At 46.4% G+C, this 12,623-nt stretch carries 8 protein-coding genes, 6 tRNA genes and 2 rRNA genes (1 of these 16 only partly in view); 3 read left to right on the top strand and 13 right to left on the bottom strand.

Annotated features, from left to right (window positions below; all coding sequences use genetic code 11):
- The first annotated feature begins 80 nt into the window (after window positions 1–80).
- Window positions 81–251, top strand: coding sequence for a hypothetical protein (locus LOZ80_RS35560; RefSeq protein WP_189019623.1), 171 nt, complete (start codon window positions 81–83; stop codon window positions 249–251).
- 145 nt (window positions 252–396) lie between these two features.
- Here the strand turns inward: LOZ80_RS35560 and LOZ80_RS35555 are convergent, their stop codons facing one another.
- A complete protein-coding gene (locus LOZ80_RS35555; RefSeq protein WP_238168903.1) occupies window positions 397–666 on the bottom strand; it encodes a zinc ribbon domain-containing protein in 270 nt (89 codons plus the stop codon).
- 164 nt (window positions 667–830) lie between these two features.
- Here LOZ80_RS35555 and hprK point away from each other — a divergent pair, with 164 nt between their 5' ends.
- Together hprK and LOZ80_RS35545 are read left to right on the top strand one after the other, a co-directional pair.
- Window positions 831–1,745 carry an HPr(Ser) kinase/phosphatase gene (gene hprK, locus LOZ80_RS35550; RefSeq protein ID WP_189019627.1) on the top strand — a complete coding sequence of 305 codons (915 nt, stop codon included), beginning with the start codon at window positions 831–833 and terminating at the stop codon, window positions 1,743–1,745.
- A 687-nt stretch (window positions 1,746–2,432) separates the two neighbouring features.
- The gene (locus LOZ80_RS35545; RefSeq protein ID WP_238168902.1) at window positions 2,433–3,389 is read left to right on the top strand and encodes a hypothetical protein; all 957 of its coding nucleotides are present in this window, start codon (window positions 2,433–2,435) and stop codon (window positions 3,387–3,389) included.
- A gap of 59 nt (window positions 3,390–3,448) precedes the next feature.
- On the opposite strand, the gene LOZ80_RS35540 is transcribed toward LOZ80_RS35545, so the two are convergent.
- From LOZ80_RS35540 to LOZ80_RS35485, 12 genes are all read right to left on the bottom strand, one after another.
- Window positions 3,449–5,437 (bottom strand): transglycosylase domain-containing protein, encoded by a 1,989-nt coding sequence (locus LOZ80_RS35540; protein ID WP_238168901.1) that lies wholly within the window; start codon window positions 5,435–5,437, stop codon window positions 3,449–3,451.
- 161 nt (window positions 5,438–5,598) lie between these two features.
- Complete coding sequence (locus LOZ80_RS35535; RefSeq protein WP_238168900.1) at window positions 5,599–5,988, bottom strand: carboxymuconolactone decarboxylase family protein; 390 nt, start codon at window positions 5,986–5,988, stop codon at window positions 5,599–5,601.
- Between the two features lie 2 nt (window positions 5,989–5,990).
- Window positions 5,991–7,619 (bottom strand): thiamine pyrophosphate-binding protein, encoded by a 1,629-nt coding sequence (locus LOZ80_RS35530; protein ID WP_238168899.1) that lies wholly within the window; start codon window positions 7,617–7,619, stop codon window positions 5,991–5,993.
- A complete protein-coding gene (locus LOZ80_RS35525; protein ID WP_238168898.1) occupies window positions 7,620–9,809 on the bottom strand; it encodes a GGDEF and EAL domain-containing protein in 2,190 nt (729 codons plus the stop codon). It abuts the gene before it with no gap.
- A 690-nt stretch (window positions 9,810–10,499) separates the two neighbouring features.
- Window positions 10,500–10,573: transfer RNA gene (locus LOZ80_RS35520), tRNA-Pro, on the bottom strand.
- A 31-nt stretch (window positions 10,574–10,604) separates the two neighbouring features.
- A tRNA-Arg gene (locus LOZ80_RS35515) sits at window positions 10,605–10,681 on the bottom strand.
- Window positions 10,682–10,691: 10 nt separating this feature from the next.
- A tRNA-Gly gene (locus tag LOZ80_RS35510) sits at window positions 10,692–10,766 on the bottom strand.
- A gap of 43 nt (window positions 10,767–10,809) precedes the next feature.
- A tRNA-Leu gene (locus tag LOZ80_RS35505) sits at window positions 10,810–10,889 on the bottom strand.
- A 19-nt stretch (window positions 10,890–10,908) separates the two neighbouring features.
- Window positions 10,909–10,984 (bottom strand) — tRNA-Lys (locus LOZ80_RS35500).
- Between the two features lie 7 nt (window positions 10,985–10,991).
- Window positions 10,992–11,068, bottom strand: a tRNA-Met gene (locus LOZ80_RS35495).
- 54 nt (window positions 11,069–11,122) lie between these two features.
- Window positions 11,123–11,239, bottom strand: a 5S ribosomal RNA gene (gene rrf / locus LOZ80_RS35490).
- A gap of 130 nt (window positions 11,240–11,369) precedes the next feature.
- A 23S ribosomal RNA gene (locus LOZ80_RS35485) occupies window positions 11,370–12,623 on the bottom strand (it continues 1,661 nt past the right edge of the window).

The following is a 12,623-nucleotide window of genomic DNA, read 5'->3' as shown; positions in this document are numbered from 1 at the left end:
TTCTGAAAAATCATGCACATCTTTTCATCCACAGGCATATAGATAATTGTTTGAATACATTCGACTGAGGTGGTTTTGAGATGTTAGCATTAAAAACTGGCTGCGAAAGACATGAAGTTGTTCAAACTTTATGTGAGATGGGATTGGATCAAATCGCAAAATGGATTATGGTACTACCTGAAGACAGGTGGGAAAACATGTTTCTCTCTACATGGCCAACACTTGCCAAAAAATGCGGCTTCAACAGGTAAGCTGCTTTTACATAAACAGAGGATAGGCCTACACACCCTAACGCTCCTTGCGCTTGCTGCAGGGAGCGCTTTTTTTTCTCGAGCGCATCGGTGTGCAAATTGCCGGCATGCCTGCTTGCTGATGTGCCCTACTTGCTGATATGCCCTACTTGCCCGATGACCATCTTTTTAATTTCGGAATATTTCTCGTAAAAAGCCCCGTCAGAAACCTTGGAAACCCGAACTCGACAAGCTTCTGTTTCACCCGATCCTTCATCTGCTCTGCCGTAAGATCAGGCTGCGTGAACTCCCCGTTCTCATAGCAATGACTGCAATAGACTTTACTCTTCGCTCCTGATTTCTCAGTTCCCCCGCCCTGTTCATCACGGGCCAACGGCATCCCGCAGCTTTGACAATTTTTATAAACAGCATCCATCTTTGAAATCCCCCTTGCAAGCTTTTCTCTTTATCATAACAAGAATGCCTTCAGATGCAATGTCAAAAGCTTGCAGCGCTCATCTTTCAAGCGCTTACAGGGAAGGAATTCAGCGACTCCAGCGCGAATAATATAGATATCGTACAATCTAAGGAGGAGCAATTGTGAAGCCCGTTACAGTCAAAGATTTGGTTGAGCGCTTTTCGCTCGAGGTACTTGCCGGACATTCGGAACTGCACCGTCCGATTACCAAAACGAAGGCGCATCGCCCCGGACTCGAGTTTGTGGGATACTTCGAATACTTCCCCCAAGCCCATGTTCAGCTTTTAGGCCGGAAAGAAATCACCTATTTGCATAAACTTAGTGAAAATGAACGAAATCTTCACATCGGTAATATTGTCAAATATCACCCGCCTTGTTTCGTTGTCACCAGAAACCAAGAGGGCTTGAAATATTTAACCAAATATTGCGAAGAAGAACACATCCCTCTGCTCCGCACAGCTGCTCCTACGAGCAAGTTTCAAGACTTGGTTGATTTGTATTTGAGCAAATCCTTGGCCCAAGAAATCGCGGTTCACGGCGTCTGCGTCAACGTATCCGGCATCGGAATTCTGCTGCGCGGCAAATCGGGCGTTGGCAAAAGCGAGACCGCTCATACGCTGATTCACCGGGGGCATCGTCTCGTTGCGGATGATATCGTCGTACTCAAGAAAATCAGCCCAGAGACGCTCCTCGGCACCCATAACGGAAAGACCAAGGAATTCCTGGCACTGCGCAGCATCGGCCTCGTCAACGTTTCGAGACTGTATGGCCGGAAAGCTTTTCAAGACGAGACCAGGATCGTGCTTGACATCGAGTTGACCAAATGGCAAGAGCATGCGCTCAACAACGATTTGGAGCTAGAGCCTAAGTTCACGGAGTATATGGATATCAAAATCCCCCATATCGAGATCCAGCTGCAGCCTGGGCGCGATGTTGCCGGACTCGTTGAAGCCGCCGCCAACAACTGGTATTTGCGCCAACAAGGCTACAGTGCAGCTGAAGAATTCATGCAGCGGCTGCAGAACAGCAATGACTAAAGATAAGAGCCTCCAGAGACTTCTATTGCTGAGGAATACTGCTTTTTTAGGGATTTACGAGCTTCTAGAGACTCTTAATGCTTAGTTTGAAGTAGCTTTGACTGGTTTCGCTGAAGATAAGAGTCTCCGGAGACTTCTATCTCTGAAAAAGTGCTGCTTCTTGCGCGCATAAGAGCCCATAGAGGCTCTTATTTAATCGGAATACACGAAAAACCTAGCCTGCGGCTAGGTCATCAAGTCCATGCACCTTCGCAAGCTTCCTTACGAACTCCATACCCTTTATTCGGCCAAAATCGCTCATTCTGAAAATCTAATGAATGCCAGATGCGCTATTTCAAGCATTTGCTAACCATTCGGCCAATAAAGTACCAGGTAACGCCAATCCAGTTCATTACATCTCCAAAGCAGCCATTTTCTCGTCGATAAGCATCCTACAGTTCATTAGATGCCACTCAAGACCGCAAACCTCCAAAGCAAAGAGGCCTGCGGTGGACGTCAACTAAAAAGGGAGTACCACCTTAGATCTACCCCCAAATTTATACTTTCTAAGAAAGAGATAGGGCTGTTCTCCAGGTTTATAACCTTGAGAGACAGCCCTATCTTCTTTTCCTCCGCTGCCAACCCTTAGGCGTGGTACCGCCCCAAATCGGGATCAAGAGTCGAAACCTGTAAGCGGAGGTGTTTCTTATGCGCAAACGAATATCCATCATTTTCATATCCGTCACCCTGGCAGCTGTTATGCTTTACGGATGGACCGCCTATGCGGCAACTTCGCCAACCCAAATCACATCTACATCCACAAAGGGGACATTCACTTCTGTCGATTCAGCTACCGTTAAGTTATCCACAGATACTGTAGAGCAAACCGTCCCTCTGGCCAAGTCGGTCTGGGTTTATCGAGATGAGCAGAAAGCTCAACTTACTGATTTAGTGGCAGGCGATCAGATTGAACTTGTCCTGAACAGCAAGCAGCAAGCAGCCTATATCAAAGCGACTTCTGCCAACGCATCGAAGCCTGATGCAGCAGCGTCAGGAGCAGCGAATCCTATGGATTCATCAACAGCACAACCTACAGCCACACCATCGCCTACGCCGCTTCCTGCGGGAACGCCAGAACCAACACCGCAAGGGGCAGCTGCTAAACCTGTGACGCCTGCACAACCTGAGCGGAATCAAGAAGTTTACCCTAACCTGGAAGGTATGGATGTGTCCGTAGATGGCAAGCACTTTAAGCTTCATATCCGCCAATCCCAAGGACCTCATGGCAGCTTGTACGATTTAAGCATTAAACCAGAAGATGCAGGAATGATTCACCTCAGTGGAGATCAAGCAGCAGCCTGGATCCACGAGCTGCTCGCCTCTATCGATCTCAAATCATCTGACGCTAAACAGACTCTCGCTGCGCAGCTGGCTGAGCATTATGGTTTGGATGCGAGCAAACTGACTATCCAAATGAAAACGCAATGGAAGCCGGACCAAGCGCCTGCTGCCAAGGAATATGAGGATCGCAAAGATAATAGCAAGGATAAAAGCAAGGATAAAAGCAAGGACAAGAAGAACAAAGATAAAGACAAGGACAACGAAGAAAACCACAAAAGAGGCAATAACTCACGTGGCGATGTTCAGCGCAATTCAGATCGCTAAACGCCTTCCACAAACAGGCAGGCGTTCAGGTTTTATTACCTTCCGGGCCTGCCTATTTGTCATTTCTTTTTCCCCTTCTCATGCCCGTGACCAGGCGGCTTCTTCTCTTCCTTTCCAGATTTTTCTGTCTCCGCCTGCTCTTCCTTCACATCCAGAGACTTACTGCTTATAGGCGGTACATCAAACGGAACAATCGGCGCTCCTGCCAATGCTCGCCCCATCATCTCACGAAACACTACCGCTGGTACTGCACCGCCTGAGGTCGTTAGATAATGCGTCTTGTCCGTTCGATCATAGCCAACCCATACGGCAGCTGTAAGCTCTGGTGTGTACCCAACGAACCAGGCATCCTTCGCACTCCCGCTGCCTATCCCTTCGAACTCCTTCGTCTGTGGCAGCTGCGTAGTACCGGATTTCCCCGCTACAGGACGATTCATGGCTGCATTCTTGCCTGTTCCCTGGATCACTGCTGCCTGCAGCATCGAGGTCATCGCATTTGCTGTTCCAGGCTGCATCACAGAGACCGCCTTAGAACTGCGCTCAACTAAAACGTGACCGCTGCTGGTTTCAATCTTCGTAATGGTATGTGCTTGATGCAGCTTCCCTTTATTCGCGAACGCACTGAAGGCTTGCGCCATCTGAAGCGGCGATACCCCTGTGGATAACCCTCCTAGCGCGATACCAAGTTGCCTATCCTCTTTGGGCAGCGGAATCCCCAGTGCTTTGGCGAATTGCAGTCCACGATCAATGCCAATCTCATGGAGGAGCCATACAGCTGGCACATTCCAGGAAGAAATGATCGCCTCCTGCATCGTCACTTGCCCTCGTGTTTGATGGTCCCAATCCTGCGGTTGATATCCTTCGATGTTGAGCGGCCCGTCGAATAGGGCAGAATTAGGATTGTAGCCGTTCTCTAAGGCCGGACCATAGACAGCAATAGGTTTAAAAGCAGATCCTGGCTGCCTCTTTAGCTGAGTTGCATGACTAAAACCACGAAAAACCTCTTCGCCACGACCTCCTGCCAAAGCGCGAATGCCTCCTGTTTGCTGATCAAGGATGACCGCACCGCTTTGAATACGTTGATCCGGCTGGCTTGCCGGGAATAGACTTTCGTTCTGAAATACTTCCGCAACTGCGTTCTGAACGGCGGGATCCAGCTCGGTTGTAATGCGCAATCCACCTGTGAGAAGCTGCTCCTCTGTGAATCCATATGTCTGCACCGCCTCGCGAATAACCTCATCCACATAAGCTGGGTAGCGCCCCTTCAGATCATTCCCATTATCTGATTTCATGACGCCTAGCGGAGCTGCCTTCGCTTTCTCGTAAGCTTCAATTGAAATCACACCCTCATCGCGCATCAGCATCAACACTGTATTTCGCCGCTCGAGTGCCTGATTCTCATCCTGAAACGGGGAATATCTGCTAGGAGCCTTAGGTAGTGCTGCTAGTACTGCAGCCTCCGGCAAGCTTAACTCTTGCACATTTTTGTTAAAATACGTCCTCGAGGCCCCCTGCACACCCCAGCTCCCTTCTCCAAAATAAATACGATTAAGATACATTCCCAAAATCTCATCTTTCCCGAATGTCCTATCTATTTTGATCGCATAGGCGGCTTCTTTCAGTTTACGACCAAGCGTTTTGTCTGCACTTAGAAATAAATTGCGGGCAAGCTGCTGTGTAATCGTACTGGCCCCCTCGGAATAGCCGCCCTTCACTACATCGCGGGCAATCGCACGTACAATAGACTTCATATCAATCCCCGAATGCGAATAAAATCTTCGGTCTTCCACAGCTACAATCGCATCGGTCAATACTTTGGGCATTTGTGAAATCGGTACAGGCTCAATCTTCGAACTCGATAGCTGTGCAGCCGCTTTACCGTCCTTATCCAACACGAGCGTTGCCTCAGGAAGCGGTTGATTAATGAGCGATACATCGAGCCCGCGAATGTAGACATAACAAGCCACGAATAGACCTAGGCACCCGGCAATAACGATTCCACCACTCCATTGCCAGAATCGTTTTCTTTTCCAAAATGATTGCTTCATCTAGCCTTCCCCCTTATATCCCTTATAGATATTCGCAGGATTAGCAAGGTTAGCGACGCATCACCAAAAAACGCGCCTTCTCCCATTGGGAAAAGACGCGTTTGCTTCTGTCAGGCTATTGAAGTCGGCGCTTGATCAAAAGGCCATACCAAGTCCCCGCATTAGATATCTTTGATGCCCCGCTGCTCGAAAACGGTCATGACCTGCGTCATAGCGCTGCATGCTTTTGGGAAACCCACATAGGCTGCGCTATGAATAACCAGCTCTACAATCTCTTTGGGGGTTAGTCCGACATTCAGGGCAGCATTCAAGTGAAAAGGCATTTGCTCAAAAGCTCCCTGGGTAATTAACGCCGTTAACGTAATGAGTTCTCTTTGTTTGTAATCCAGCGCTTCGCGAGAATAAATTTCTCCAAAGCCAAAAGAAACGAGAAAATCAGCGAAATCTGGGTAAAATTTTTCAAATACCCCGATCGCTTTTAAACCTGGTTCGCCAACCATGTCATTCAAAACTTCAATGCCTTTATTATAGCTTTCCGGATTTCTACTCATCGCTATCCCCTCTTTGCCGTTGGTGGAAGTTCTACAGGATCAACAATAACCTCAATGACAACCGTTGTATTGGCTGCTTGCGCTTGACGAATGGCGTCTTCCAGCTCTTGTGCCGTTGAGCACTTGAAGGCGAGCGCCCCCATGGATTCCGCATACTTTTGAGCGTCTAGCATCGTTCTATATACGGTGCCGATAGCTTTCCCTAAGTGGAGTGTCATCCCGTTATCTACCATATCGATTTTCCCGTTATTGAACACCACAAAAATAACATTAGCTCCATAATTAACAGCTGTTGAAATCTCCGAACCATGCATAAACGTGCATCCATCGCCGGTTAAGCAGACAATTTTGGCATCCGGCTTTGCCAGTTTGGCTCCAATTGCATACCCAATCGCATGGCCCATGGTTCCGAACACATCATCAAAATAAAAGGTGCCGGGTCTCTTTACGTCATAATTCTGAATCGCATAAAACGTATGACTGCCATCATCGCCAAAAATGACCGTGTCTTCATCGAATGTTGCGCTCATAACCTTAGCTGCTTCCACCGCTCTTATGGGAGACTTACTCTCTACGTAAGATTCAATCCCTTTATACTTGTCCACATCAAAAGGCTTTTTAATGATTTCCTTATAATTTAATTTATCAAAAAGTGCAAGAAGATTAGTTTTGATGTCACCCAGAATCGGCAGCGTTTCGACCTGAATGGTTTTACCAATAAATGTTTGATCATAATCAAAATGAATCATTTTTTTGGGATATAAGGAAGGGTTTAGTCCAGCTACAGACATATCGGAAAGCTTAGTCCCAATAACAATCATTAAATCCAGACCGCTCTCCACATAAGCACTTGCTTCCTGCGTACCGCCCAGACCGAAAGCACCCAAAGACAAGTGATGTTTGCTTTCAAAAGCTCCCTTGCCGCCAGGCGTTGTCATAACGGGAATATCGAAAATCTCGGCTAACATTTTCACTTCGCGATAAGCTCTGCTTGAATGTACCCCTTTGCCCACAAAGATGACTTTCTTCTCGGAACGATTGATCAACTCCTTGCATTGCTCTAAATTCGAGGCAACAGGGTGAATCACTTCCGGTAGATCCATGTGAAATTCTTCGATACTTTCCGCCAAAACGTCTGCTGCAATCGACAGATGCACTGGACCCTTAACACCTGAGTAAGCCTTCTCGATCGCATGCTCAAAATAAGCCTTGAACGTATCCGCTCGTTCTACCCGGGCGCTGAACTTGGTTACAGGCTCAAACATTTTGACGACATCCGTTCCGAACATGGTGGAGTCCTGCCCTAACGCCCTGCCTGAGTCTTTAATCGAAGGATGCCCTGTGATGAATAAAACGGGAAGGTGCGACGCTTTGGCTTGACCGGCTGAAGTTAAGAGATTCGTTCCGCCGGGGCCGGATGTTCCAATCGCTACCGCCAATTGATTCTTCATCAATGCATATCCAGCCGCCTCGAAGCCAGCTCCGGATTCATGTTTCGCAAGCACAAATTCGATATCATGGTTGTGTAAGTCTAGGATGAGTGCGGTGACAGCTTTGCCAGGAATGCCAAATACGTGGTTGATTCCCCACTTTTTCAAATGGACTGCTATTATCTCGGAAATTTTTTTCATTTACAAACCATCCATTTCATTTGTGAAATTGATTTCGATCCCCTCATTAATTTTGTGAAATGACTTTTCAAAATCATCGGCAGAAAGAGGCTTACTAAAATAATATCCTTGAACGACATCGCATTTTCTCATCTGTAAAAAATCAAGTTGATCTTTCGTTTCGACACCCTCAGCTACAACATCCAAATTCAAATTGTGCGCCATCGAAATAATGGTACTGACAATGTTTGAATCATTCTTATCCAACATGATATCTCGTACGAACGATTTATCTATCTTCAACGTATGGATAGAGAACTTTTTCAAATAATTTAACGAACTGTAACCCGTTCCGAAATCATCAATGCTGATCCTCACGCCCAAGGCATTCAACTGGCCCAAAACATTGATCGCACGCTCCACATCCATTGTCATGGTTTCCGTAATTTCTAACTCCAAATAATTAGGATCCATGCCAAATTCAATGAGCGTATTGTTGATGATTTCTACCAAATTGTCTTTCAAAAACTGTTGGGAAGAGAGATTCACTGCCATTCGAATGCGTGGAAACCCTTTCTCGACCCATCTCTTGCTTTGATTGCAGACTTCGCTTAAAACCCACTCGCCAACTTGAGAAATCAGCCCGTTTTCTTCTAGAATCGGAATAAAATTCTCTGGTGACACGATGCCGTATTCAGGACTATTCCATCTTAGCAGCGCTTCCACACCAATCACTTTCTTCTTCATTAGATCAACTTGTGGCTGATAATACACCATGAATTCTTTTTTTTCCAATGCCCTTCTTAAGAGAACTTCCAAAGATAACTTATCTTTTTCTTTCGAATAGGTCTTCATATTGGAATCAAACAGTGTATAATTATTTCTCCCCTTTGATTTGGATTTGTACATGGCATTATCTGCATACACCATGAACGTTTCGGCATCCGTCCCATCATTCGGATAAATGGCGATACCAATACTTGCCGTGACATGAAATTTCGAAGAGTTAATCGTGAATGGAGTGTCAAATAAATCAATGATCTGTTTGCCTTTATTGATAACTTCCTTTTGCCCAGTAATGTCACTGAACAAGAAAATAAATTCATCTCCGCCCATTCTAAATACTTTACCATAATCACCTAAACATTCTGTTAACCGGCTGGATACCTGTTTTAGCAGCACATCCCCATTGGAATGACCAAAAGCATCATTAATGGTTTTAAAGTGATCCAAATCTAGAAACATAAGTGCCAAATCTATATTTTTACCCGTAGATAACGAGGAGGAGATATAAGAGTTCAAGGTTTCTTTCAGCGATCTGCGATTCGGAAGCGAAGTCAATTCATCATGATAGGCCAAATAGTTATGTTTTTCTTCATTGAGATAACGCTCAGTTATATCTCTTAGCTGCGAATACGAGCCGATAAAATTATTCGTTTCATCGTAGATAGGCTGTGCATCAAACAAGCAGACCACCTTTTGATTATCGACCGTTTTCAACATCATCTGCACGTTGTCGAAACTCTTTTTGTTGTTAATCACTTTCTTCATATGACTGCTGATTAAGCATCCAGGATTCTCTGCGCTTCTTTCCAGAATGCTGATATCTCTCTGAATCCCGAATTTCCCGATAACAAAATCATTCACCGAATTGATGACCCCATCCGCATTCGTGATAATGATACCGTTTCTATTTTTATTGACCATAATCTGGTTCAACATATTTAACTTTCGATTCTGCTTTCTAAGAAGAAGCTCTCTCTCGATCGAGTCTACTACCGTAGTCAGCATGGTCAAGAAAAATGGATTATGTAATTCCGTAGCTGTCATGATGCATATGCTTCCAAGCAAATTATTTACATCCGTATAATGGAAAGCAACCCCATAACAAGCTGTACCATGAAGAATCGTGTGATAATGATTGGAGCCCACAAGCTGGATCGGATGCGTTTGCTGCAACGATAAACTCACAACATTCGTCCCCATATCCTCTTGCGTAAATTGTGCACCTACACGTATGCCAAGTTGATTAATGGTAATCCGGATGGTTTCGTCTCCAACCATATGAATCAAATATCCGTTTTCGTCCGAGATTACGATGAGTACAGGCGTCCCACTTAATGAGTCTAGAATTTTTTTTGAAAAGAAATCAATAACGGACAGAATTTCGTTATATGTATTTCTCTTTGCCAACAACTGTTTTTCTGACATTGAACGTTTTGGCTTTCTAATTTCATTAGGGTCCATTCCTGCTGCAATACATTTTCTCTTAGACTCAACGATATAGTCAGGTTCATGATTCAGTTGTTCCAATTTAACCACCGCCCATTTATTTAAACTTTTATAGTAGTATCTTTTTGTTTGAGCCTATAGGTTCAATTTCTTTATTTTACGTAGATCCGATTTAATTCTTTCAGTATAATTCGACAAAAAAAGATATTACCCTGCAAAACTGTTTAGAATTGGTTACAATTGTTTACACTTGGAAGTTTCTTTTAAAAAAGACACCTGCCTAATTAAGCAGGTGCCACTTTTGGAAACAACAAGAGCATGTGTCACATGGAATAATTTACACCCCTACCGTCTTCTCCTTCACCTTGAACAACGCAGCTTTCACTTCCAAGCTGCGCACCCCAGTAATTAGAAAGACAGACGTGTACCCCACCCATTATGCAAAGAACACATCCATGCAGAAGGTCATAAGAATGGGTTCTCAGCGGGTATTCCTTGCTGCCACCATCTAGTTATGTCAATCGTACCAACTACTATTCATGAGGAACATATAACACTACTATACATTAATTTTGGAATTAATCATATTGCTAAAATGATAGATATTTGTATATTAAAAAAAGCATAAACAGATCAGCTTACGCGCTGACTGACTATGCTAATTCTGTATCGGGACGACACGATTTGAACATGCGACCCCCTGCTCCCAAAGCAGGTGCTCTACCAAGCTGAGCTACGTCCCGAAAGTATGTAAGCTATTCATATAAATAAAAATGGCGCGCCCTGAGAGATTCGAACTCCCGACCTTTTGATTCGTAGTCAAATACTCTATCCAGCTGAGCTAAGGGCGCTTAATAAAAATGGAGCGGAAGACGGGGATCGAACCCGCGACCCTCGCCTTGGCAAGGCGATGCTCTACCGCTGAGCCACTTCCGCATAGGGATCCCCAAGGCGTGTAACACTCCTTGGGGATGATTGATGCGCGTAGAGGGACTTGAACCCCCACGGTCGCCCGCTAGATCCTAAGTCTAGTGCGTCTGCCAATTCCGCCATACGCGCATGCTGTAAATAAGGCAAATGGTGAGTCATGTAGGATTCGAACCTACGACACCCTGATTAAAAGTCAGGTGCTCTACCAACTGAGCTAATGACTCGCATCATTGGTTGCGGGGGCAGGATTTGAACCTGCGGCCTTCGGGTTATGAGCCCGACGAGCTACCGGGCTGCTCCACCCCGCGTCATAGTTAGATGCCCTACAATCTCTTGCTGTTAAATATCCCAAAAGGGATACTGCTTGGCAACGTTCTACTCTCCCAGAACCCTGCGGTTCAAGTACCATCGACGCTGGAGGGCTTAACGGTCGTGTTCGAGATGGGAACGCGTGGGTCCCCTCCGCCATCATCACCAAACAGTCAAAGCGTAATTTGCGCCTTGAAAACTAGATACGAAACGTGCGTAAAGTTAGATATTCTTAGGTTTTCTGGGCCCCAATCAAGTATTCGGAATTCGCTACAAAGCTTTTCTTCACTTGGTTGGGATTAGGTTAAGCCCTCGACCGATTAGTATTCGTCAGCTGCATACGTTGCCGCACTTCCACCTCGAACCTATCAACCTCGTCGTCTACAAGGGGTCTTACATACTGGGAAATCTCATCTTGAGGGGGGCTTCGCGCTTAGATGCTTTCAGCGCTTATCCCCTCCGTACATAGCTACCCAGCTATGCCTCTGGCGAGACAACTGGTACACCAGCGGTACGTCCATCCCGGTCCTCTCGTACTAAGGACAGCTCCTCTCAAATTTCCTACGCCCGCGACAGATAGGGACCGAACTGTCTCACGACGTTCTGAACCCAGCTCGCGTACCGCTTTAATGGGCGAACAGCCCAACCCTTGGGACCTACTTCAGCCCCAGGATGCGATGAGCCGACATCGAGGTGCCAAACCTCCCCGTCGATGTGGACTCTTGGGGGAGATAAGCCTGTTATCCCCAGGGTAGCTTTTATCCGTTGAGCGATGGCCCTTCCATTCGGTACCACCGGATCACTAAGTCCGACTTTCGTCCCTGCTCGACTTGTAGGTCTCGCAGTCAAGCTCCCTTATGCCTTTGCACTCTGCGAATGATTTCCAACCATTCTGAGGGAACCTTTAAACGCCTCCGTTACATTTTAGGAGGCGACCGCCCCAGTCAAACTGCCCACCTGACACTGTCCCCATACCGGATCACGGTACCAGGTTAGAACTCCGATACGATCAGGGTGGTATCCCAACGGCGCCTCCACCCAAGCTGGCGCTCAGGCTTCAAAGGCTCCCACCTATCCTGTACAGATCGTACCAAAGTCCAATATCAAGCTGCAGTAAAGCTCCATGGGGTCTTTCCGTCTTGTCGCGGGTAACCTGCATCTTCACAGGTATTAAAATTTCACCGGATCTCTCGTTGAGACAGCGCCCAAGTCGTTACGCCATTCGTGCGGGTCAGAATTTACCTGACAAGGAATTTCGCTACCTTAGGACCGTTATAGTTACGGCCGCCGTTTACTGGGGCTTCAATTCATAGCTTCGGGTTGCCCCTAACCACTCCTCTTAACCTTCCAGCACCGGGCAGGCGTCAGCCCGTATACTTCGCCTTGCGGCTTCGCACAGACCTGTGTTTTTGCTAAACAGTCGCTTGGGCCTTTTCACTGCGGCCCCCTCGGGCTATTCACCCTACCGAGGCACCCCTTCTCCCGAAGTTACGGGGTCATTTTGCCGAGTTCCTTAACGAGAGTTCTTCCGCGCGCCTTAGAATTCTCTTCTCA

Source organism: Paenibacillus sp. HWE-109, assembly GCF_022163125.1.
Lineage (GTDB): Bacteria > Bacillota > Bacilli > Paenibacillales > NBRC-103111 > Paenibacillus_E.
This window is presented reverse-complemented; position numbering and strand designations above follow the sequence as displayed.